Genomic DNA, 23,086 nt, shown 5'->3' with positions numbered 1-23,086 from the left:
GTTGGCGCGATATGGGCGATATGGATGGCGGCGGTCGGATCAGTCCTGGAACATGATGACCTGGCGGAGCTGGTCGCCCGATGCGAGCGCGTCGAACGCGGCGTTGATCTGGTCGAGTTCGATATGGCGGGAAATCAGCCGCTCGACGGGAAGGCGCCCTTCCCGCCACAGCTTTTCAAGGAAGGGAATGTCCCGGCGCGGCACCGAAGAGCCGAGATAGCTGCCGACGATGCGGCGCGCTTCGGCGGTCACCAGCAGCGGCGAAATCTGCGAGCGGGCGTCGGGCGCGGGCAGGCCCACGGTGACGGTGGTGCCGCCCGGCGCGGTGATGGCGAAGGCCGTTTCGAACGCCTTGGGATGTCCGGCGCATTCTATGACGATGTCGGCCTTGAGACCCTGGGCGACTGCATCCTCTGGCGTGAAGGCCTGATCGGCGCCCATTTCCAGCCCCTGCGCGAGCTTTTCCGGAAGGGCGTCGATGGCGATGATCCTCTTGGGGCGCAGCGCCTTCGCTGTGATGAGCGCGGCCATGCCGACGCCGCCCAGGCCGACGATGGCGACGGTGTCGCCTTCGGTGGGGCGCGCTTCGTTGAGGAGAGCCCCTCCCCCCGTCAGCACCGCGCAGCCCAGAAGGGCGGCCACGTCCGGCGGCACGTCGTCGCCCACCGGCACGGCGGAGCTTTGATGCGCGACCAGATGATCGGCGAAGGCCGACACGCCCAGATGGTGCATGACCGTATGACCGCATTCGCTGAGATGGACGTCGCCGTCCAGCAGCGTCCCCGCGCCGTTGGAAGCGCTGCCCCGTGTGCAGGGAATCCGCCCCTGCGTGCGGCAGGCGTCGCATTCCCCGCAGCGCGGCATGAAGGTCAGGACGACGCGCTGCCCGACCGCGAGTTCGGTCACGCCCGGCCCGACGGCGACGATGCGTCCGCTGGATTCATGGCCGAGCAGCATCGGCAGCGGACGGCGGCGATTGCCGTTGATGACCGAAAGGTCGGAATGGCACAGGCTTGCCGCCTCGACCTTCACCAATATCTCGTCCGCTCCCGGCGGGGTGAGTTCCAGCGTGCCGATGCGGATGGGACGCGATTCCGCATAGGGGCGCGGCGCGTCCGAAGTCTCCAGGATCGCGCCTTTTATGGTCATCGGCGCGACGGTCTGCGCACTCATGCAATGCCTTTCTTGATCGTCGGGAAAGCGGAAATGGGCATGGCGGGGTCAGGCCCCCGCCATCGTGCCGCCGTCGACGACGAGCGACGTGCCCGTGATCCACGACGCGTCGTCGGACGCCAGGAAGAAGGCGGCTCCGGCAATATCCTCCGGCTTGCCGAGGCGGCCGAGCGGATGGCGGCGCGCCAGAGCCTCCCGCGTGAAGGCCTCTCCGAAATGGCCCAGGACGGTGTCCACCATTGGCGTGTCGATGATGCCCGGACAGATGCAGTTCACGCGCACGCCCGCAGGCGCGAAATCGAGCGCCATGCATTTGGTGAGGCCGACCACGGCGGTCTTCGACGTATTGTAGACGACCGTCCCCGCTGTGCCCTTCAGGCCCGCGACCGAGGCGATGTTGATGATGGAGCCGTTCGTTTCCTTCAGGTGCGGAAGCGCGGCGCGGGCGAGGAGGTAAGCGCCCGTCGTGTTGACGTCCAGGACGCGCCGCCACTGGTCGGGGTCCACGTCCAGCACGGTGCCGCCGAACCACATGCCCGCGGCGTTGACGACGGTGTCGAGCTGCCCCGTCCAGTCGATCATCACGTGGATGGCGCGGTCGATCGTCTCCGCATCGCTGACGTCGAGCTGCGCTGCCTGGGCGCGACCGCCGCGCATGCGGATGGCGTCCGCGACCTCGGCCGCCTTTTCCACGTTGAGGTCGGTGATCAGGACGGACGCGCCCTCTGCGGCGAAGCGTTCGGCGATCGCCTTGCCCACGCCGCTGGCGGCGCCTGTTACGAGTATGGATTTATTGCGCATCGGAATCTCCGCGCCAGGAAAGGAAAGCGCGCGCCCCGCCGAAGCGGGACGCGTGAAGGAAATGCGATGGAGGTGGGCGGACGCCACCCCCATCGCTGGAAGATGCCCTGAGAGCCTGCACGCGTCTCATGAGCGTCATGGACTAGAACTTCCAGTTGAACTGGACGCCGTAGGTAGCGGGCTGGCCCGCAATCCGGCGGACCACGTCGTACATCTTGGCGACGTTCGTCCAGTAATAGGTGTTCATCACGTTGCGCCCGAAGACGCTGACCTGCCAATTGCCGTCATTGCTGCCGAAGCCGGCCCGCAGGTCGAGGGTGCCGTAATTCTTCATGTAGAGAATGGGTTCGTTGCCGAAGCCTGCATTGGTCTTCGTGCGGTAGGTGTAGTTGGCGCCCAGATTGGCATCCAGATCCGAGGAGATCGGGAATTTATAGGTGCCGTCCAGATTGAGCTGCCACTTGGGCGTATAGGGGAATTCGTTGCCCTTGAAGTTCTGACGATTGCCGATCATCGTGTAGTTGACGAAATCGGACGTCACCTTCGATTCCAGATAGGTGGCGGCCGCCGTCAGCGTCAGCCCGTTCACCGGATAGACGCTGACCTGCGTTTCGAAGCCGCGCACCCGCGACTTCGGCACGTTCACCAGCGCCAGGAAAGTGCCCAGCAGCGTGTTGATGCGGCCCTGAAGCTGTTTGTCCGAATAGTCGTAATTGAAGACAGCGCCGGTCACATCCATATGACGGTCGAGAAGCGACGCCTTGAAACCAGCCTCCAGGGCGAGGACGGTTTCCTGCTTCACGGGCCGGTATTGGTCCGCGCTGGTGCCGGAAATGACCGGGACGCTGCCCGCCTTATATCCGCGGCTCGCATTGAAATAGAGCAGGACGCGTTCGGCGGGCTTGATGTCGATGCCTGCGCGCCAGGAAAGGCTGTCTTCATTGAACGTGCCGGCGATATGCGGCGTGAAGGCGAGCTGGGCGTCGAGCGCCATGCAGCGATCCACCCCGATGAACGGGATCGGGCCCAGCCCGAAGGAGCCGCGGAACATGCTGAAGAGCCGCGTTGCCGAGACCGCCGAATTCAGGTTGGCCGGACGGCCGCAGCCCTCATAGCTGAGGTCCGCCTTGGTATAGCGGGCGCCCGCGTGCAGCGTGATCAGGCGGCCGATATCATAGTCGATATTGCCGAACGCCGCATAGGTGTTGAAATTCTGATAGCCGTAGGGCGCGGCGGCGGAGTCGTTAGTGGTGGGCGTGAAGAGCGAGTTCTGGGTGGAATAATAGGTTCCCCAGATGGAGTCTTCACGGGTCTTGTCATAGGCGTAGTTGAGGCCGAATATGATCGTGGCGGGGCCGAAATTGCCGGTCAGCCGCTCTTCGGTCGAGAAGGATGTCAGCCGTCCGCCCACCGTCAGCTCGCCGTTCGGCAGGGCCGTGCCGTCCAGGTCGACATGCTGGCGCATCTTCATGTGCGCGTAGGAATTGAGCGACACCAGCGTGATGTTGTCGGTCAGTTCATAGTCCGCACGCACCACCGCCTGGAAGAATTTATTATTCTTGCGATAAAGCGTGTTGGGATCCCAGTCCGCCGCGCGCGGCGTCTCAGGCGAATGAGGATAGTTGGTCACGAGCGGAATAGTACCCGAAAAGGGGGTGAAAAGCGGCGTGATCGCGATCAACTGGCCCGCCTGCGTATCGCTCTTGTCGATGAAGCCGTTGAGATTGAGCGACAATTTGAAGCGATCGGACGCTTCCCAGTCCAGCAGGAAACGGCCCTGGAGGAAACGCTGCCGACCCAGTTCGTCGTCGCGGGTATAGCTTTGCTGCCATTCGTCGCCCCGCACGCCGCGCACGGCAAGGCGGGCGTTCAGGCCGGGCGCGAGCGGGCCGGTGATATAAGCCTGGGTGTCGAGCGTGTTGAAGCGCGCGAAGCTGGCGGTGATGCCCGCATGAAGCTGATCCTTCGGCTTCGCGGCGATATAGTTGATGGCGCCGCCCGTGGCGTTCTGGCCGAACAGCGTGCCCTGCGGCCCCTTCAGCACCTCGACCCGCTCAAGGTCGAAGGCCGCGCCGGAGGTCATGACGGAAAAGGGCAAGGGCGCTTCGTCGACATAGACGCTGACCGTCGGCCGCGCGCCCACGGCGGTGTCGTAGAAACCGACGCCGCGCAGCGAGTAGACGGGTACGCCGCTGCCGCTCTGCACGAAGTTGAAGCCGGGCGTGACCTTCGCCAGATCCTGGACGTCGGAAATGCCGCGGGCCGCAAGCTGGTCGCCGGTAAGCGCCGTCACGGACATGGGAACGGTGCTGAGGCTCTGCGCCCGCTTCTGCGCGGTCACGACGATGTCGGATACGCCGGCGGCCGACGAAGCCGCATCGTCGCTATTGGCGGGAACGGCCTGGGCATAGGCGGCGGGAACGATCACGGTCGCGCCGGCCAAGCAGAGAATCGCTTTGTACTTCTTCATATTCATCCCCCTCCTGGGATCACTCATTCGACTGATGAGCTGTTTTCGAGATTGCCGATGTGAAGAGACCATCCCTGCAAGCCGCACTTTCCTTGGTCATACTCGGATGGTCGCAACATAGGTTCGCTGGCCAACCGCCACGGCGACGGATTCGGCCAGGTTCGTCAATTCCAGTATTTTGATTCGCCCCTATATGTGTACCTACACATTACAGCCTGTCAATCGCCATCTCAACTGTTGTCGGAGGAAGGCCATTGCGGGGACGGGGCGGTCCTCCGCAGGTCGGTCGGGATGAACGGAACGGCGCGCCGTCGAAGGCGAAAGGGCCGTTCGGCCGACGCTTTGCGCTTCAGTGGAAGCGTCTATTTACAATAACTTAGGCGATAGGAAGATGTAGGGAGCCGCGAAGATGCATCGGCGCAACGCGCGGTTCAGACCGATGCCTCTTCGGCGGTCGCCAGCTTTGCGATACGGAAATCCCTGGGCCCCACATCACGGCCATGTTCGGTCTTCAATTCCAGCCTGGCGATCTGCTCTCCGCTTCGCCGGTCGACGACATGATAGCGGGACTCGCCCGGCTGGAAGCAGGTGCTCTCACCCCATTGCCAGAGGGCGATCAGGACGATGTAGAGTTCATGTCCCTTTTCCGTGAGGACATAACGGTGGCTGACGGCATTCCCCTCATCGGCTTCGATGCGGAATATGCCCTGCTCCACCAGCTTTTTCAGCCGGGAGGAAAGGATATTCTTGGCGAGGCCGATGGTCTTCTGGAATTCGCCGAAGCGCTCCTTGCCCTGAAACGCCTCGCGGATGATCAGCAGCGACCACCAGTCGCCAATGACCTGAAGCGATCGGGCTATGCCGCATTCGGCATTTTCCAGATTGGTCCGCTTTCCCTTCATCAAATTCTCCGGCCCGCCATGAAGGTTGCGAACTTAAACCATTTTCTTCCGTCTGTCGAGTGTTCCGCATTCATGCATCGAGCCGGGCGGCGGGCGCCCGGCTCGATGCGATTTGCGACAGCTAGACGATGCGGTTCAATCGATGGCGACGACCATCTTGCCGAAATTCTTGCCCTTCAGCATGCCCATGAACGCTTCCGGAGCATTGTCCAGCCCCTGCACGATGTCCTCGCGGAACTTGACCTTTCCTTCGGCGATCCACTGGCTGACTTCATCCAGGAATTTGGGCCGCTGGTCCCAATATTCGCCGACGATGAAGCCGCGCATCATGACGCTGCGCGACAGGACGATCCGCATGGCGGCGGGCAGATTGTCCACGCCTTCGGAAGGGGCGCCGTCATATTGCGCGATCAGGCCGCACACCGGCACGCGGGCGAAATTGTTCAGCAGCGGGAGGACCGCCTGCAATATGGCCCCGCCGACCAGTTCGAAATAGACGTCGATGCCGTTCGGGCAGGCGGCGGCCAGTTCCTGCGCGAAAGTGGGCGAGCGATGGTCGATCATCGCATCGAAACCCAGTTCCTCCAGCGCATAGGCGCATTTTTCCGGTCCGCCCGCGATGCCGACGGCGCGCGCGCCGTAAATCTTGGCGATCTGGCCGACGAGCGAACCGACCGGACCGGTGGCGGCCGCGACGACGACGGTTTCGCCAGGCTTGGGCTTGCCCAGGGTGAGCAGACCCGAATAGGCGGTCAGGCCGGGCATGCCCAGCACGCCGACGGCGGTCGAAAGCGGCTTGAAGCGATCATCCAGCTTCACCATCCCGGTGCCGTCCGTGACGGCGTGGCTCTGCCAGCCCAGGCGGCCCGCCACCTTTTCGCCCACGCTATAGCCGGGGTGACGGGATTCGAGCACGGTGCCGATGATCTCGCCCTCCATGACGCCGCCGACCGGCACGGGAGCGGCATAGGATTTGCGGTCGTCCATGCGGCCGCGCATATAGGGGTCGAGGGACAGATAATTGCCGCCGACCAGAAACTGCCCGTCCTGGATGGGCGGCAGCTCCACCTCTTCGGTGCGAAAATTGCTCAATTGCACCGCGCCTTCCGGACGCGCGGCAAGAACAATCCGACGGCTCGTAACCATTATATACACCCCTTCTCTATAATTCGGTCATCATGCCTGCCCGGATCGAGCGTCCTGCCATGACCGGGTTGTCGCGGCGATGCCGCGCGGGCGCCGGAGACATGGAATCGCCGGTTCCGTTCGACATATTCGCTGTTCGGATCTCCCGATGCGGCGCATCGCGGCGACGCGCCGGCATCGGGGATTCGCGCAGTGGCTATTCCCATCGCATCGGATTGGAAAGCCCTCTTTTCAGGCGGCGGACGGCCCCCAATCGAGGCCGCCGCCATGCCGTAGCGTCAATTCGATATCTTAAACCGCCTTGATATCGAGAATGTCGATGTCGATCGCGACGCGATCCAGGATCGGACGATTGTCGGCGTCGGCAGAATAGACCTTGCGCTTGGTCGGGAAGACCAGTCCGTCGAACGTCTTGTGGTCGCTGGCATAGTTGGCGCTGGTCGTGCCGCCCATGATCTCGACGCTGTAGTCGTGACGGCGCAGCAGGCCCGATTCATCGAAGTAGAAGGTCTGCACGGTCGAGTGGCTGGGCACGCTTTCCGGGAAAGTCACCTTCAGGCGACGCCAGGTTTCGCCATTCTCATCCCAGGGATCGACCTCTTCCGACTTGAAGCCGGGCATCTTGAAGAGGAAGGGCGTGGTCAGATAGGTCCACATCGCATAGCCGGTGAAATAGATCAGATGCTGCTGATCCCACGGCGTGGGGATGGTGTGGCCTTCGAAAGCGGCGCGGGGATTTTCGCGCCGTTCGATGAGCTGTCCGTCGTCGGCGACGACCGACGTGCTGCCCGGTTCCCAGACGCAATGCTGGCCCGCCTTCAGGAAGGGGGTGAATTCCGTATGCGGTTCCCGCGTGTTGATCGAGCAGTGGATGTCGGCATATGCGCCCGGCCATTGCTTCACGTGCCAGACGGTGCCGCCGGCATTGATATGCGCCTTCAGCCCGCTGATCTGTTCCCAACGCTCCCAGCCGCCATGCGCGGCGATCGCGAGATCCAATAAATCGCTCATCCTGCTTACTCCTAATGCGGCCGGCACGCGCCGGCCTGTGGTCTGTGCGTGAACCGGGCGGCTTATAGGCCCCTATGGTTTAACTTTGCAACCATAATGTCGCGGGCCGCGATCTTTGGGCGACAGCGCGCCGCAAGGCCGGTTTCGCGCCGCAGACCCCCCGATTTCCCGGCGCAGGTTATTCAGGTTCCGAATGCCCCCTATTCGACCGACCTGTCTGTTGGACGTTAACATCGGCACCGGGCTTTGATACCTCGGCTAAAGAAAATGACGGCCCGGTTCATTGTGAACAGGCACGTTATTTCGCAGAATCCTAAAGTATTCATCGGGAGAGAGATCGTTATTATGTCGACCTATCCAATCAATGCGCCGAGCCATTCCGCCGATGCCGCGGTATTGATCGTCGGCGGCGGGCCGACGGGACTTATCGCAGCCAATGAATTGCTGCGCCGCGGCGTGTCGTGCCGAATGATCGACCGCCTGCCTGTTCCCCACCAGACATCCAAAGCCTGCACGATCCACGCAAGGTCGATGGAGATGATGGAGCATATCGGCATCGCCGCCCGCTACATCGAGACCGGCGTCAGGTGCAACGGCTTCACCTTCAACTTCGAAAATACGGACGCGAAGCCGATGCTCGACTTCTCGGTCCTGCCCGGCAAATACCCCTTCATCACCATCTACAACCAGAATGAGACCGAGCGCGTCCTGCGCCAGCATCTGGAGGCGACCTACAGCTTCCAACCGGAATGGGGCACGCAGTTGCTGGCCCTGCACCAGGACGAAAACGGCATCCGCGTCGACCTGAGGCTGAAGGACGGCACCAAGCAGACGATCAACCCGCGCTGGGTGATCGGCGCTGACGGCGTGCGCAGCCGCGTCCGCGAATGCCTGGGCATCGCCTATGAAGGCGAGGATTACGAAGAAAACATCCTTCAGATGATGGACGTGGGCATTCAGGATTTCGATGCGGGCGACGACTGGATCCACTATTTCATCGGCCAGGACAAGTTCGTGTTCGTGACGAAGCTGCCGGGCACCAACTATCGCGTGATAATCAGCGACCTGGGCGGCGCCAACAAGGAGAATCTGGAAGAGACGCGGGAAGCGTTCCAGGGTTATCTCAGCTCCTTCGACGACCAGGCGACGCTGGACGAGCCGCGCTGGGCGACCAAGTGGCGCGTGTGGAAGCGGATGACGACAGCCTATAGCAAGGGCAACGTCTTCCTGGCGGGCGACGCGGCGCATTGCCATTCGCCGTCGGGCGGCAGCGGCATGAACGTCGGCATGCAGGACGCCTTCAACCTGGGCTGGAAGATCGCCATGGTGGAACGCGGCGAAGCCAAGCCCGAACTGCTCGACAGCTATCATACCGAACGCACGCCCGTCGCGCAGCAGTTGCTGGAAGGCACGCACGCCATGCATGAGATCATCATGGGGCATGGCAAGGGCCTGACCGATCGCATCGAATTGACGCAGGCGCCGGGATGGCACGACGCCGCCACCTATCGCGTGTCCGGCATGTCCTATAACTACCGCGACCAGCTCTCCGGCTTCAACGACGACCGGCTGGCCGGACCCAGCGCGGGCGACCGCATTCCCGACGCGGAACTGGCGCCCCGCGTCCGGCTGTTCGACCTGGTCCGCAACACCCGCCCCACCCTGCTGCTGGCGCCGGCGACCGAGGAAGAAGTGGTGGAAGCGGAGAAGCTGCGCGACCTGGTCCGCGCGCAGTGGCCGCTGGTGAAGTCCGTGCTGGTGCGTCCCCAGGGGAGCGAAATCTCCATCGAAGGCGACGTCCATGTCGACAGCTATGGCCAGCTCAAGAGCGAATGGGGCGACAACGCATCGGGTTGGGCCGCGCTGCTGAGGCCGGACAATTACATCCATGCGCGGGCAGGCCTGGATCGCAGCGATCTGGTCATCCAGGCGATCGACGCGATGCTTGTGCGCTGCGCCTGAGGAGACCCAAGCGATGACAAGCCCCGCTTCGACAATCGACATGACGGTCACGCAGATCACGCGCGTGGCCAAGGACATCAACTCTTACGAACTTCGCCCTGAACCCGGCGTGATATTGCCGGAGTTCACCGCGGGCGCGCATATCGGCGTTTCGCTGCCCAACGGGATCCTGCGCAGCTATTCGCTCGTTAACCCGCAGGGCGAGAGGGACCGTTATGTGATCACGGTCAATCTGGACCGCAACAGCCGTGGCGGTTCGCGCTATCTCCACGAACAGTTGCGGGTCGGCCAGCGCCTGTCGATCGCGCCGCCCGCCAATAATTTCGTCCTGGTGGAGACCGCACCCCACTCCGTCCTGTTCGCGGGCGGCATCGGCATCACGCCGATCTGGTCGATGATCCAGCGGTTGCGGGAACTCGGTTCCACCTGGGAGCTTCATTACGCCTGTCGCGGCAAGGATTTCGTCGCCTACCGCCAGGAACTGGAGCAGGCGGCGGCGGAGGCTGGAGCGAGATTCCACCTCCACCTCGATGAAGAGGCCGACGGCAAATTCCTGGACCTGGCGGGCCCCGTGGCGCAGGCGGGCCAGGACAGCATCTTCTATTGCTGCGGCCCTGAGGCGATGCTCCAGGCCTATAAGGCGGCGACGGCGGACCTGCCGTCCGAACGGGTGCGGTTCGAACATTTCGGCGCGGCCTTGACCGGCGAACCGGCGGACGACGTGTTCACGGTCGTGCTGGCGCGGTCCGGCCAGGAATTCACGGTCGAACCGGGGATGACGATCCTGGAGACGCTGCTCCAGAACGGCATAAGCCGGAATTACTCCTGCACCCAGGGCGTCTGCGGCACCTGCGAGACCAAGGTGCTGGAGGGCGAACCCGATCATCGCGACTGGGTCTTGTCCGACGAGAAGAAGGCGTCAAATTCGACCATGTTGATCTGCTGTTCGCTGAGCAAATCCCCGCGGCTGGTGCTGGACATCTGAATCGACCGCTCGAAGGACGACAATGGCACGCGAAAGATGGAAGCGAGGCTCGCGCCTCGCTTCCATCATTTGCAAGCCGCCGGATCGATCGGGCGCGGAACCCGTCGCCGCGACGGCCGGGACGGGCATCATCCTCCAGCCGGGCGGGTTCGTCCCCGTTCCGGCATTTCGCGCGGCGCGACTTGCGGCGGGACGGAAAGCGGCTATTCTGCCCGCCAGTGGGAGAGAAAATGGCGTACGGATCAGGACGATTGCGATCCCAACGGCGGTTTGCCGACCTGCTCCGCATGGCCTCCAACGCCTCTCCGCTTCGACCGCTCACTTTGGCTTCCCGCCGTGCAGATGGGAACCGCGCATGAATGATTCCGTATTACCGCTCGGCCATCTGATGGTCTTCGACGCCCTGTACCGGCATGGCAGCGCCGGGAAGGCGGCCCATGCGCTTTCCATGCCCCAGCCCACGCTGAGCCGCTGGCTGGCGCAGTTGAGGACGCATTTCGACGATCCCCTGTTCGTGCGGACGCGATCCGGCATGGAGCCGACGCCGCTCGCCGCGCGCGCCGCGCCGCATATCGCGGAGATGATCGCCATCTACCGCCAGCATGTGCGCAGCGAACTGCGCTTCGATCCCGGCACGTCGAACCGGAATTTCCGCATAGCGGCCAGCGATTTCGGACAGGCGCTGATGCTGCCCAGACTCTATGCGACGCTGGAGGAGACCGCGCCTCAGGTGCGCGTGACGGGCGTCAATCTGCGCCACGGCCCGCTGGTGGAGGAACTGGAGTCCGGGAGCATCGACATCGCGTTCGGCGGATTCCCAACCCTGTCGGCGGGCATCAAGACGCAGACGCTGTTCCGGGAAGAATATGTCTGCGTCATGCAGCAATCCCATCCCGCCCTGACGCACGGCCTGGACCTGGAGGCGTTCCGGCAGTGCCGCCACATCATCGTGACCGCCCATCAGTTCAATCATGTGCATGAGCAGGTGGAGGCGCGCCTGCTGGAGCTGCTGCCGCCGGAATCCATCCGCTTCACGACGGAAAACTTCCTGGTCAGCGCGGTCATCGCCGAGGAGACCGACGTCATCCTGACCATACCGTCCAGGCTGGCGCGATGGTTCGCCAACCGGGGCGGGCTGACCATATTTCCGGTTCCGATCGAGTTGCCCTCCATCGAGGTCAAGCAATATTGGCATGAGCGCTATGACAAGGATCCGGGCAATATCTGGCTGCGCCGCGTGATCGCGAAGATCGGTTTCCAGAATCCGCCGGCGGAGTGACAAGCGCGGCATCATCGACTACGGCATCGCTTTCTCCATGGGGAGATGAGCGTGGAATATATGGCGACCAAATTCCAATATACCGCCGTCATCCGGACCAACAAGGTGGACGATATCTTGCTGAGGGTGGTTGCTGCCCTCCGTGAGCAGAGCGTGCCTCCCGAAGAGATATTGTTCGTGGATTCCTCAGGCAGCGAGGATGTGCACGCGTCCCTCTCCAAAATCGGCAGGGCGGTGAAATATCAGGGGCCGTTCAATTTCTCCAGGGCTGTCAATCTGGGGGTTTCCAAGGTCGGGACCGGACTGACCCTGATGATCAGCAGTCATACCGTGCCATCGACCCCCCGGCTTATCGAGGATGGCTGGGACGAAGCGCAGAAGGTTGGGGCCAGGATAATCTACTGGTCCCCGCCCAGTCCCGATGCGCCCAATCCCAGGCGGATCGATATCGTCGATCGATACAGCTATAATGGGCGCAACGGGCTGTCGAACAGTTTCGGCATGTTCGAGACGGCGGAAGCCGTCGCTTTTCCTTTTCGCGAAGATGTGTTCGCTTCCGAGGATCAGGAATGGGCCAAGCGATATCTGGAAAGGCATCCGGACGCCAAAATTGTCGGCGTCATCTCGCCTGACATTCTTTATCTCAATCCCGGCTATGGCGACAGCGCCGCTGGAATTGCGAAATATGTGCAGGCCGAAGTGGCGCATCTGCTGTTCACTGCGCGCAGGTCGGCCATAGCGCCGCAAATTGCGGGCCGCATCGCCCGATCCATGCTGGCGCTGTCCAGGGGCAGGATAAGCCGGGCCAGGGCGCATGTGGAAATCGTCGCGCGCTATCTGTGGTTGAGCTGGAAGGGCAGCAGCGCTTAGCCGCCCTTCCCCGCCGCTTGCCGGTTGCCTGCTTCATGACGGGCAACCGGCACGCATTTCATCAGAAGGAATAGCCGATCCGCAGGCCGAATTGGCGAGGAGGCTTGTAGGTGACCAGTTCAGGTCCGCCTCCCCCGGCGACGTCCGTGAAGCCGATGCCCCTGAAGACGTTGCCGATCTGGACGGTATTGAAGACGTTCGTCATGAACAATTCACCCGTCCATTTGCGATCCTTCGAATAGAGGAAGGCCCTGAGGTCGACGCTCTGATAGCTTGGCGCAAAGTCCGATCCGGCCAGCCCAGGGAACGGCGTGTTGCGGTTGAAGGCCGTGTAATAGATGTTCCCCGTGTAGGAATAGTCGGCGCGCAGACGGGCGTCGGCAATCTCGCCAAGCGGGAAGTCGATGGAGCCGCCGAGGTTGAACGTCCATTTGGGCGTCCTTTGCACGCGGTTTCCATCAAGCTGGATGCCCTGCAAGATCTGCCTGTCGAAGGTCGCGTCGGTATAGGCGCCCGAACCGTCGATGCGCAGCCATGAGGTGGGGGCCGCCTGGAATTCCAGTTCTATGCCCTTGACGGTCGCGCCTTCCGCGTTGAAGGCCTGAGGACCGACCGGGCCGAATATCTGGAATTGAAGATTGTCATATTTGTTGCGGTAGGCCGACAGATTGAGTTGAAGCCGCTTGTCGAAGAATTGCGATTTCAAACCCAGTTCGGCGGCCTTGACGAATTCCGGCTCGAAGATCGCGTTGGCGACATTGGGATTGATCGCCTGGTTGATGCCGCCCGACTTGTAGCCGGTGGAATAGCTTGCATAACCCAATATGGCGTCGGCGATCTCATAGTCCGTGGCGACGCGATAGGTGACCTTCTGCCAGTTTCCGCCGACGGGTCCGCTATAGGACGGGGGCTGGAACTGGAAGCCCATGTTGTTCCCGCTCTTTTCGTCATGCGTGTAGCGCAGGCCGCCCGTGACGCTCCAGCGGTCGGTCGGCCGGACCGTGGCCTGGCCGAAGAAGGCGTAGGATTCGGAGGTGACGTTGCCCGCGATGCGGAAACCGTAGGGAACCTGGGCAGCGGCCGCCAGAATATCGTAGCGGCTGCCGCGATAGGTGATTTCGCGATAGCCCTTTTCCCGGAAATAATAGGCGCCGACAATCCAGTTGAAGACGCTGCCGGGGCCTGCGGTCGACGAAAGCTGAAGTTCCTGCGAGAATTGCCGCGCCTTCTCATCCAGGTTGAGCGAGCCGAGATCCTTCGAGGAGAAATCGGCGTCCTGCTGGGTGCGGAAGGTCGATTTCGCATAGGCGGTGATGGATTTGATCGCCGCCGGTCCCAGATCCAGGTCCAGCGTGGCGCTGATCAACCGAAAGGTTTTGTCCTGGAACTCCGACGTGTTCTTGGCCTCATGGAACGGCCTGAGGTCGTTCACCAGCGGCGTGCCGTTGACCAGATAATTGTTGGTGCCCGGCACCGGCGGTCCACCCAGATTCTGGCCGGTCGTGGACCCTGGGAAGGGGGTGCGAAGTTCGGGCTGGCTGCCGATGCCCCCTGCATGGATATAGGCTCCGGAGATGAGCGCCGTGAAATTGCTGGTCACTTCGGCCAGGATATGGCCGCGAATGCCGTAATTGTCGGCGTCATTCGCCTCCGTCCCGCCGGGAACGCTGTTATGGGCGAAGCCGTCGCGCTTCTCCTTATAGCCCACGATCCTGGTGCTGATGCCGTTGGTGACGGGAATGTTGATCGCGCCGCGCAGACGCCACATGTCGTAGTTCCCGATGGTGACGTCGGCATTCGCCTCAAATTCGTCCACCGGCTTCTTGGTGATGTAGTTGATCGACCCGCCAGTCGCGTTCCGTCCGTACAGCGTGCCCTGGGGCCCGCGCAAAATCTCGACCCGCGCGCTGTCGAAGGCGGAGAAGAGGGTGCCGACCCGACGGCCCACATAGACGCCGTCGAAATGGAAGGCGACGCCGGGATCGCCGCCCGCCATGCTGTTTTCATTGCCGATGCCGCGCTGGGTGACGAAGGCGATGGGGCCGAAATTGCTGAGCTGGATCGACGGCGCCAGCTTGGTCAGCGTCGCAAGGCTGTCGAAGCCCCTGTTCGCCAGCGCTTCCCCGCCCAGGGCCGAGATGGCGATCGGCACCTTCTGGACATTTTCGCTGCGCTTCTGGGCCGTCACCACAATGTCTTCGATCTGGTTCGCCGACGTCGCCGGTTGATCGGCGGCCTGCTGGGAGAAGGCAGTATTGGGCAACAGTGCCGCCGAGGCGAGCAACAGCGATGTAGTTGCAGGGAAAATCCGTCGTTTGCGGGCCGCGCCCCCCGCCAAATATATTTCTGCACGCTTCATCACTGCTCTCCCTCTCCATGCAGCCTGTCGCTGCGATGCCCGCTATCCGTTCCTGGTGCAGGCTTGGCATGCAGCTAATTGTAGTCTGGACGAGAGAAGCAATTTCCATATGCGAATGAGGTTCATTCACATTCACCATAATTGGATCGACAGTCGCCAAGAAATAACTGGCGCGACATGGCCGAGTAATTACATCTTACGACATTCGGTTTTCGAGAAGAATTCATTCATTTTTCATATGAGCCGACATGGCGATACCTCCCTTCGCGGACGATATCGCCATGTCGGCACAGGTTCAGAATTCGAATCCGGCGGCGACGCCGTAGCGTCGCGGTTCCAGCGTGAAGCTGTTGGTGTAGAGGCCCGACGCCGGATCGGACACATATTGGCCGGTGATCGCGTTGTTCGCGGTCAGGTTCTGGACGAACGCCCTGACGAACCATTTGTCGTCCCGGCCATTGAGCTGGGCTTGGGCGTTGACGACTTCATAGCCCTTGATCCTGTCGACGGGGCGATTGAAGCTGCGGCTGAAATATTCGCCGGTATAGGTAAGGTCGACGCGCAGGACGAGGCTCATGCCATTGTCGAATTCGCTGACATGCTGCGCGCCTGCGGAGAATTTCCAGGTGGGCGCCTGCGGAAGCTGGTTGCCCGACAGGGGCACGGCCACGCCGGACGGCAATGACAGTGGCGCTCCGGTCAAATCGCGATTGAAGGCGAAGGGCAAGGGTCCGCCGGGCGCGACGCCGAGCAAGGTCGAGATCGCCGGCGGCGGCTCCGCGATCATTTGCAGGATCGCCGCGCAACTGGAAAAGACGCCGGACGTGTTGGTGCCGGTCACCGGTTGCAGCGCGCCCAGCGCGGGCGCGGCGGCGAACAGGGCCTGGGCGGTGATCGCCCCGGTCGGCTGGACGACGCAATTCGCCGCGCTGGCCGCGTCCTTGACGATGACGGTGTCCGACCGGCCGCCGGACGGGTCGCGGCTGTCGTCGAGCGAGAAATTCTTGATCTTCGAATGCAGATAGCTGGCGCTCAGGTTGAACTGCCAGGCCGGGTCGGGACGGATGACCGATTCGATTTCGACGCCGTAGATGGACGCGTTCGTATTGTCGTTGAAGGCGGTCCGGTTGATGAGGCGGCTCAATTGCAGATTGCTGTAGTCATAATAGAAGGCGCTGGCGTTCAGGACCAGTTTCCCCCCGGCGAATTTATTCTTCGATCCGATTTCGAGCGCCTGGATGATCTCCGGCTTGAAGGTTGCGGGCGCCGTGAACAGGGACGGATCGAACGGCGGATTGATGCCGCCCGATTTATAGCCGCGCGATGCGGACAGATAGAGGAGATTGTCGTCGGTGACTTGCCAGTCGAGGAGCGCGCGGCCCGTAATCTCGCCGAACTTCACGCTGAGGACGCGATTGGCCTGATTGCCCGGAATCGCCGGATCCTGATCGTACAGCAAGGGGAAGAAGGGCGACGTCAGCGCGTTGGTCGAACCATAGGGTACGGGGAAATTGTAGAGGAACGCCCGGTCCACCTCCGGCTTCTTGTCGCTGGAATATCGCATGCCAGCGGTGAATTTGAGCCTGTCGTTCAGATCATAATAGATTTCGCCGAATATGCCGTAGCTTTTGAGCGATATATCCGACGTCTCGCTATTGTAGAATGACGGGCCGAGATAATGGGTGGCGCTCAATTCGGGCGGACCGATAATGGCCGCGGCATAGTCGAAGCCCGTGCCGGCGATGAAGAAATTATAGTCAGACTTCACATTATAATAGATGCCGCCCGCAAGGAAGTTGAACTTCCCGTCGAAATGCGAAGTCAGATGCGCTTCAAGCGAATAGGCGCGGCTGCGGCCGGTGGACCGGTCGGCCGTGGTGGGGGAGGCCATGCAGGATTGGCGGTGGCCGCCATAAACGCCTGCATAGCTGCGATCCGGGGCCGATGCGCAGATGTTGCCGGCACTGTCGAACAATGAAGCGGCCGCAGTGGGAAAGACGGCCTGGAAGATCGGGATGCCGGGAAAGGTCGATATCGAACGTCCCCGCGATCCGAAATAGTCGGTCTGGGAATCGACCTCGGTCTTCGTGTAGCCGCCGATCACGCCCAGATCGAGCGTGTCGCCGATCTTCTGTTCCCACCGGATCTGTATTTGCTTGTCCTCGGCGAAATATCGGGGGGTATAGCCGCTGTTCACGGTGCGCATGTCGGCCGGATTGACGATGCCCGCATAGATGTCGGGGCCTGAGCGGCTGGTCCAGCCCAGTGGTCCGATGACTTCGCTGTTCGTCAATATGCCGGTGATGGTGGCATGCCCGTTCACGACATCATAGCCGAGGCGGTCGGGCGCGCAGCCCAGCACGCCGCTGGTGTCGCGATGGCAAAGCTGCTTTCCGACGCGGTTCCGGTCGTCCTTTTCCCGGAAATAATAGCCGATGATGTCGAGGGTGGTGGCATCGCTCGGCTGGAAGCGGACGGAGCCGCGCAGGGCGTAAAGATCGCGGCCGTCGATCCGCGAATTATTGGCGATGTCCTTCGTATAGCCGTCGCGATTGAGATAATAGCCCGCCAGCCGGACGCCCAGCCTGTCGCTGAGGGGAATGTTGATCATGCCCTTGACCTTGACCGACTTGTAATTGCCATATTCGATTTCGCTGGATGCCCCGAATTTCGTGAGGTCGGGCCGGTTGGTGATGAAGTTCACGACGCCCGATGTCGCGTTGCGCCCGTAAAGCGTGCCCTGCGGTCCGCGCAGCACCTCTATGCGCTGGAGGTCGAAATATTCGGTTTCGAACAACCGCGTGATGGTAGGCATGTCGTTGACGTGGATGCCCGTGGCGGATTCGCAACTGGCCCCCACGCAAAGGTCGCCCACGCCCCGGATCGTGAAGCTGGAATTGGTGAAGTTGGTCTTGGTGAAGGTGACGTTGGGCAGGCTCAACTGCAAATCCAGCGCATTCTTGATCTGCTGCTTTTCCAGCGCCTCGCCGCTGAAGGCGGAGATGGAGATCGGCACGCTCTGCAATGTTTCCGACTGGCGCTGCGCGGTGACGACGATGTCGGCAATCGCGCCGGAGGGAGCCGATGCCTCCTGCGCGTGGGCGGACGCCGCCAGGAGGCCGATGCTGGAAACGCCGATCAAAAGTGCCGCGTGATGTGCAGCGATATTCATAGCGATACTCCCCTAATGCTCCATGATCATGTCGGCCTGCGGGCGCGCTTTTTATGGCCGTTTGTTTTACGACATTTTTACATATTCTCGTTGTCCTAGAGAAATATCGATATTATAGGCGTTGTCAAGCGCGCCCTCGAAAGGGGCACGGGTCGCCGCTATCGAAACCGGTCGGGGAGCTAAGCATCGCCATGAGTCTATTTTCGCGCATATTGACGGGACGAAATCTCATCCTGGCTTTCGCGGTCATCCTTGCCCTGTCTGGCGGATTTGCCTTCTGGCTGTGGCTGGGGGTTCCGGCGGGGCACAGCCTGGACCAATTATCGGGCCGCGATCCGGTGATGGTCGCCCCGAAGCTGGAGCAGATACCGAGCGTGCGGATCGCGACGCCGGTCGGCTGGGGCCCCGGCGAAACGCCGGTCGCGGCTCGCGGGCTTCGCGTTTCGCGCTTTGCGGAGGGACTCGACCATCCCCGCGTGATGCTGACGCTGCCCAATGGCGACGTGCTGGCCTGCGAGGCGGATGCACCCGCAGGCAGCATGGGTAGCGGCATGAATGCGGCGATCGGCGAATGGCTGATGAAGCGCGGCGGATCGCATGGCAAATCGCCCGATACGCTGATGCTGCTACGCGACGGCGATGGCGACGGCAAGGCAGAGCAGAAATTCGTCCTGCGGCGGGGAAATGGGCTTGCCTCTCCGTCCGGCCTAGCCTGGCGCGACGGCACGCTTTACCTGGCCAATCATGATGCGGTCCTGGCCTTCCCCTACCGGTTGGGCGAAACCACCCTTGCCGCAGCCCCCCGGAAGCTGATGGCCCTGCCCAGGGGCGATCATCACTGGATGCGCAACCTGTTGCTGAGTCCCGATGGATCGCGCCTTTTCGTCGCGGTCGGATCAGCCAGCAACGCCGCGGAAAAGGGCATTGCCGTAGAGAAGGGGCGCGCCGCGATATGGGAACTGGACCTTCATTCCCTGCGGTCGCGCCCCTATGCGCAGGGTTTGCGCAATGCCAATGGGCTGGCCTGGAATCCCACCAGCGGCAAATTATGGGCGGTGGTCAATGAACGGGATCAGCTTGGCCCGGATTCGCCGCCCGACTATCTGACCAATGTGCCGGAGGGAGGCCATTTCGGCTGGCCATGGTATTATTGGAAGGACCATCGCGACGACCGCGTCACCGAAGCGCCGCCGAAAGACCTGAGTGGTCGCGTTCGCAGGCCGGCCTATGCGCTTGGCGCCCATGTCGCGCCGCTTGGCCTGGCCTTTGGGGGACTGGGGACCGGTTTCGCGAACGGCGCGGTCATCGCTCGCCATGGTTCGTGGAATCGCAAGCCTCTGTCCGGTTACGATGTCGTGTTCGTGCGGTTCGATGCCGACGGCAATCCGCAAGGCCTGCCCGTTCCCCTGCTGACCGGGTTCCTGACCGGGGACGGCGAGACGCGCGGCCGTCCTACCTGGGTGAATTTTGCCGGGGACGGCGCGCTGCTGGTCAGCGACGATACGGGCGGCATCATCTGGCGGGTTGCGGTGCGGTGATCGAGGGGCGTAGATGGTTTGGAGTGGGGGGGGAAATGGCGCGACCTGCGTATTTCCCCTCCACCAGCCTTCGGCTGGTCCCCCTCCCCATCTATCGATGGGGAGGATTAAGAAACACAAATCATTCAGTCAGTGCATCCTGAACTTGTTCACGCTGGCTAGAATTTATACCCCAGCGTCACGCCGTAAGTCCTGGGGGCGCCATTGGCGCGGATCACGCCCTGATTGGCCTCCAGCATTGATGTGGCATAATAGCTGTTGCCCAGATTCTTGCCCCAGACCTTGACCGACAATTGCCCCGACAGGTCCGTCCAGCCCATCGATGCATTCACCAGGTCATAGGCGGGTTCCGTCGCGACATTGTCCGGCGCGGCGAAGACGCTGCTTGCGCGATAATAGGTGGCGTGCGCCTCCAGCGTGCCGAACGAAACGTCGACCTTGTAGTCCGCGCCGATATTGAAGGTCGTCTTCGGGGTGAAAGGCAGGCGGTTCCCAGCCGCCGAGCAGGTGACGACATGGCCCGGCGTGGGCGTCTGGCCTTCGCACGGCACGATATAGTCGGCCAGTGGGAAGGATTTGAATTCCGCATGAATGTAGGAAAATCCGCCATTCAGGGACAGGCCCTGCGCGACGATGACCTCTCCGTCCAGGTCCACGCCGTAAATCTCGGCCTTGGCGCCGTTATAGACCGTCTGCACATTGTTGAAATAGCGCCCGACCTGCAGGTTGCCATAGTCATAATGATAGGCGGCCATGTTCAGGCGAAGACGTCGGTTGAAGAGATCGCTTTTCAAACCGACTTCGGCGGCCTTGATCGTCTCCAGCTTGTAGGGAGGATTGGTGGGAGCGGACAGATTATATCCGCCGCTCTTGAAGCCGGTATTATAGGACACATAGCCCAATATGTCGGGCGTGAACTTATGGTCCAGCGCGATGCGATAGGTGAACCGGTTCGCCTTTATCGTATCCACGATGCCGGGAGCGGGAAAGGTGGTATGCTGGGCAACGGCGCCGCCGACGATGAAGTCCTCTCCGCCTTCCGAATGCTTGCGTTCATAGGTGAAGCGACCGCCAAGGGTGAGCCGGGTTTCCGGCAGGAATTCATATGTGCCCTGCGCATAGCCCGCGAAGGAATTGGTGCGCATCTTCGAATCGGTCCTGATGGAAACCGGCGCGAAGGGTACGGGCGACACCGCCGTGGGCGGAAAATCCACCTGAAGCGGATTGTTGCTGTCGTCAGCATGGTAGAAATATAGCCCGCCTGTCCATGTCAGCGGACCGCTACTGTCGGACGATAGCTGCAATTCCTGGCTGAATTGCTTCATCCGGGATGAAGCGAAAAGCTGGATATATTTGATGGGCGTCTGATCTATATCCAGGTTGATGTCGAATTTGGTGTCCCGATAGGCGGTGATGCTCTGCAGCGTGGCGCCGCCCAGTTCCTGCTTGATATGAAGGGACACGCCCTTCGCCTTCAGCCGGTTTTCCGGGTCGATATTATTGTTGATGTCGTATTTCCCGCCCTGCGGGAAGGGCCCGCCGAAGAGGGGGTTGTTGAAAGTGCCCTGGAACAGGCGCTCGTCCAGTTTCTGCACGTCGCGGCGACTGACACGATCGGCATAGTCGACCGCCAGCACGATGCTGGTATCCGCGCCCGGTTCGAACAGGAATTTGGCCCGGCCCGCAAAGTCGTGCGGCAGCGTGCCTGCCGGGTTGCCCGTGCCCAGATTGGTTCCCCAGCCGCTTTGCTGCGTTTCATAATGCAGCGCCAGGTCGGCGCGGAACGCATCGGCGATCGGGCCGGACACATAGGCGTCGGCCGTGATGTCGTTATATTTCGCGTAGCTGAGGTTGAACGCGGCCGTGGGCTTTTCCGAAGGATCCTTGGTCACGACCTGGATGAGGCCGCCGGTTGCATTCCGGCCGAAAAGAGTGCCCTGCGGCCCCTTCAGCACCTCCACGCGGTCGATATTGTTGAGCGTCAAGAGCGAAGCGGGCGCGGCGGCGAGATAGACGCCGTCGATATAGGTGGCGATGGGCGGCTCCTGCCCCGGCCCGTTGGTGCTCGATCCGATGCCGCGGATGCGCGGCTGCGAATAGCCCGCCGTCTGCGGCATGCTGAGGCCGGGCGTCACAACGGTCAGCTCCTGCGTGCTGGCGATGCCCACGGCGGCCAGCTTTGCCGCCGACGCCGCCGTGACGGCGACCGGCACGTCCTGCAGACGCTCGCTGCGCCGCTGGGCCGTGACGACGATGTCCTCGATAGCGGTCGCATTTTGTCCCGACGATGCGGCGGCCGGCGGAGACGCGGGCGCATTTTGCGCCAGAGCCGGCAACGCCATGACCGATGTCAGTGCGGTCGTAGACAATATGGCAATGCAACCTACAGTATGATTCTTCAGATATTCTTTCACAATCACGTTCATCCTCCCGATTATATATTATGATCTTGCGATGTAATTCTGATGTGGAAATGCGTCATCTCTTCGAAGAATTGAGGAATAACGGGTAATCATGCGGCCAATTCAGCAAGGGGCCTGATTGTTGTCGCCCGCGTCTGCGTTATTCGCCCTGGCCGATCAACATCCTTCCTCCAGACATGACTATGACCGACATGACCGACGACCCATCGCGTAACGGCTTTTATATTTGCAGCTTGGGCTAAGGCCGGAAGGAAGATAACGTCCTGTATGAAAATGTCGTTTTCCTGCGCGAACTGATCTCCCCCCTTGTCAAGCGAACCGGGAGACGTACTCTTGATGGGCGGGATGACCATTATCGTATCCAATTTGTCTATAAAATTGACGTGATGGAGCGATATTTGCCATTGACCGGCATAATGGGATACATTAATCCCTGCGCAGCTTGATGGCTTTACCTCCGCGAAGAGGGATGAGGATGCCGTGGAAAACCAGATCTTGACGCCAGAAGCAGGCCTTCCTGGCCTCAGGGAAGCCGAGCATATCGGGTTCACCGTTCCCGATATAGAGGAGGCTGTCCGCTTCTTCGTCGATGTCATCGGTTGCGAGGTCGCCTATGAACTTCAACTGACGCCAGCGAACGGCAATTGGATGGAAACCCATCTCAATGTTCATCCGGACGCGGCAGTGGAGAAAATCGCTTTCCTGACGTGCGGCAACGGACCGAATCTGGAGATATTCCAATATAGCGCGCCGGATCAGCGGCGGTCCCAGCCCCGCAACAGCGACATTGGCGGACATCATGTCGCCTTTTACGTCCATGACCTTGACAAGGCGGTCGAATATTTACGCGGCAAGGATGTCGTCATCCTGGGCGATCCCACCGACAGCAAGGGGCCGAGCGAGGGCCAGCGGTGGGTTTATTTCCTCACGCCGTGGGGCATGCAGCTCGAACTGGTCAGCTACCCCCATGGCAAGGCCTATCAGAAGCGCTGACC

General features: G+C 61.6%; 15 protein-coding genes. 6 read left to right on the top strand and 9 right to left on the bottom strand.

From position 1 onward, the window contains the following. Positions 1 to 39: 39 nt before the first annotated feature. The 6 genes from BV95_RS16815 to BV95_RS16790 form a co-directional block, all read right to left on the bottom strand. On the bottom strand, positions 40 to 1,173 hold the full coding sequence (locus tag BV95_RS16815) for an alcohol dehydrogenase catalytic domain-containing protein (protein ID WP_081873412.1): 1,134 nt from the start codon (positions 1,171 to 1,173) through the stop codon (positions 40 to 42). 48 nt (positions 1,174 to 1,221) lie between these two features. Further along, on the bottom strand, positions 1,222 to 1,974 hold the full coding sequence (locus BV95_RS16810) for an SDR family NAD(P)-dependent oxidoreductase (protein ID WP_037454600.1): 753 nt from the start codon (positions 1,972 to 1,974) through the stop codon (positions 1,222 to 1,224). Between the two features lie 142 nt (positions 1,975 to 2,116). Further along, a complete protein-coding gene (locus BV95_RS16805) occupies positions 2,117 to 4,444 on the bottom strand; it encodes a TonB-dependent receptor (RefSeq protein ID WP_051749833.1) in 2,328 nt (775 codons plus the stop codon). A 431-nt stretch (positions 4,445 to 4,875) separates the two neighbouring features. Continuing rightward, on the bottom strand, positions 4,876 to 5,346 hold the full coding sequence (locus BV95_RS16800; protein WP_013849285.1) for a winged helix-turn-helix transcriptional regulator: 471 nt from the start codon (positions 5,344 to 5,346) through the stop codon (positions 4,876 to 4,878). Between the two features lie 135 nt (positions 5,347 to 5,481). Continuing rightward, positions 5,482 to 6,492 carry an NADP-dependent oxidoreductase gene (locus tag BV95_RS16795; RefSeq protein ID WP_037454552.1) on the bottom strand — a complete coding sequence of 337 codons (1,011 nt, stop codon included), beginning with the start codon at positions 6,490 to 6,492 and terminating at the stop codon, positions 5,482 to 5,484. A gap of 291 nt (positions 6,493 to 6,783) precedes the next feature. Next, entirely contained in the window at positions 6,784 to 7,503 is a 720-nt protein-coding gene (locus BV95_RS16790; protein ID WP_037454550.1) for a hypothetical protein, read from the bottom strand. Between the two features lie 345 nt (positions 7,504 to 7,848). On the opposite strand from BV95_RS16790, the gene BV95_RS16785 reads away from it, so the two are divergent. From BV95_RS16785 to BV95_RS16770, 4 genes are all read left to right on the top strand, one after another. Then, positions 7,849 to 9,465, top strand: coding sequence for an FAD-dependent oxidoreductase (locus BV95_RS16785; RefSeq protein ID WP_051749831.1), 1,617 nt, complete (start codon positions 7,849 to 7,851; stop codon positions 9,463 to 9,465). A 13-nt stretch (positions 9,466 to 9,478) separates the two neighbouring features. Then, positions 9,479 to 10,450, top strand: coding sequence for a PDR/VanB family oxidoreductase (locus BV95_RS16780; RefSeq protein ID WP_037454547.1), 972 nt, complete (start codon positions 9,479 to 9,481; stop codon positions 10,448 to 10,450). 355 nt (positions 10,451 to 10,805) lie between these two features. Continuing rightward, on the top strand, positions 10,806 to 11,729 hold the full coding sequence (locus BV95_RS16775) for a LysR family transcriptional regulator (protein ID WP_037454544.1): 924 nt from the start codon (positions 10,806 to 10,808) through the stop codon (positions 11,727 to 11,729). Positions 11,730 to 11,789: 60 nt separating this feature from the next. Beyond that, positions 11,790 to 12,599 (top strand): glycosyltransferase family 2 protein, encoded by an 810-nt coding sequence (locus BV95_RS16770; RefSeq protein WP_156028696.1) that lies wholly within the window; start codon positions 11,790 to 11,792, stop codon positions 12,597 to 12,599. 61 nt (positions 12,600 to 12,660) lie between these two features. Here BV95_RS16770 and BV95_RS16765 read toward each other — a convergent pair whose 3' ends face one another. Then, positions 12,661 to 14,958: a TonB-dependent receptor gene (locus BV95_RS16765; protein WP_013849278.1), complete on the bottom strand. Its 2,298-nt coding sequence runs from the start codon at positions 14,956 to 14,958 to the stop codon at positions 12,661 to 12,663. Between the two features lie 295 nt (positions 14,959 to 15,253). Next, the gene (locus tag BV95_RS16760; RefSeq protein WP_037454538.1) at positions 15,254 to 18,130 is read right to left on the bottom strand and encodes a TonB-dependent receptor; all 2,877 of its coding nucleotides are present in this window, start codon (positions 18,128 to 18,130) and stop codon (positions 15,254 to 15,256) included. Between the two features lie 191 nt (positions 18,131 to 18,321). On the opposite strand from BV95_RS16760, the gene BV95_RS16755 reads away from it, so the two are divergent. Further along, positions 18,322 to 19,668, top strand: coding sequence for a PQQ-dependent sugar dehydrogenase (locus tag BV95_RS16755; RefSeq protein ID WP_037454535.1), 1,347 nt, complete (start codon positions 18,322 to 18,324; stop codon positions 19,666 to 19,668). 158 nt (positions 19,669 to 19,826) lie between these two features. Here BV95_RS16755 and BV95_RS16750 read toward each other — a convergent pair whose 3' ends face one another. After that, the gene (locus BV95_RS16750) at positions 19,827 to 22,010 is read right to left on the bottom strand and encodes a TonB-dependent receptor (RefSeq protein WP_051749830.1); all 2,184 of its coding nucleotides are present in this window, start codon (positions 22,008 to 22,010) and stop codon (positions 19,827 to 19,829) included. A gap of 576 nt (positions 22,011 to 22,586) precedes the next feature. Between BV95_RS16750 and BV95_RS16745 the strand changes: the two genes are divergently transcribed. Continuing rightward, complete coding sequence (locus tag BV95_RS16745; protein ID WP_234703222.1) at positions 22,587 to 23,084, top strand: VOC family protein; 498 nt, start codon at positions 22,587 to 22,589, stop codon at positions 23,082 to 23,084. The last annotated feature ends 2 nt before the right edge of the window (positions 23,085 to 23,086 follow it).

Origin of the sequence: Sphingobium chlorophenolicum, assembly GCF_000722875.1 — a bacterium.
Lineage (GTDB): Bacteria > Pseudomonadota > Alphaproteobacteria > Sphingomonadales > Sphingomonadaceae > Sphingobium > Sphingobium chlorophenolicum.
Note: the sequence above shows the minus strand (reverse complement) of the source record. Positions and strands in the feature narration are given on the sequence as shown.

Bases quoted from the DNA above. Each gene is read 5' to 3' on its own strand.
- BV95_RS16770 (WP_156028696.1), top strand. From the start codon at position 11,790: ATGGCGACCAAATTCCAATATACCGCCGTCATCCGGACCAACAAGGTG.
- BV95_RS16805 (WP_051749833.1), bottom strand. From the start codon at position 4,444: ATGAAGAAGTACAAAGCGATTCTCTGCTTGGCCGGCGCGACCGTGATC.
- BV95_RS16765 (WP_013849278.1), bottom strand. From the start codon at position 14,958: ATGAAGCGTGCAGAAATATATTTGGCGGGGGGCGCGGCCCGCAAACGA.
- BV95_RS16750 (WP_051749830.1), bottom strand. From the start codon at position 22,010: ATGGCGTTGCCGGCTCTGGCGCAAAATGCGCCCGCGTCTCCGCCGGCC.
- BV95_RS16755 (WP_037454535.1), top strand. From the start codon at position 18,322: ATGAGTCTATTTTCGCGCATATTGACGGGACGAAATCTCATCCTGGCT.
- BV95_RS16800 (WP_013849285.1), bottom strand. From the start codon at position 5,346: ATGAAGGGAAAGCGGACCAATCTGGAAAATGCCGAATGCGGCATAGCC.
- BV95_RS16790 (WP_037454550.1), bottom strand. From the start codon at position 7,503: ATGAGCGATTTATTGGATCTCGCGATCGCCGCGCATGGCGGCTGGGAG.
- BV95_RS16780 (WP_037454547.1), top strand. From the start codon at position 9,479: ATGACAAGCCCCGCTTCGACAATCGACATGACGGTCACGCAGATCACG.
- BV95_RS16810 (WP_037454600.1), bottom strand. From the start codon at position 1,974: ATGCGCAATAAATCCATACTCGTAACAGGCGCCGCCAGCGGCGTGGGC.
- BV95_RS16815 (WP_081873412.1), bottom strand. From the start codon at position 1,173: ATGAGTGCGCAGACCGTCGCGCCGATGACCATAAAAGGCGCGATCCTG.
- BV95_RS16775 (WP_037454544.1), top strand. From the start codon at position 10,806: ATGAATGATTCCGTATTACCGCTCGGCCATCTGATGGTCTTCGACGCC.
- BV95_RS16760 (WP_037454538.1), bottom strand. From the start codon at position 18,130: ATGAATATCGCTGCACATCACGCGGCACTTTTGATCGGCGTTTCCAGC.
- BV95_RS16795 (WP_037454552.1), bottom strand. From the start codon at position 6,492: ATGGTTACGAGCCGTCGGATTGTTCTTGCCGCGCGTCCGGAAGGCGCG.
- BV95_RS16785 (WP_051749831.1), top strand. From the start codon at position 7,849: ATGTCGACCTATCCAATCAATGCGCCGAGCCATTCCGCCGATGCCGCG.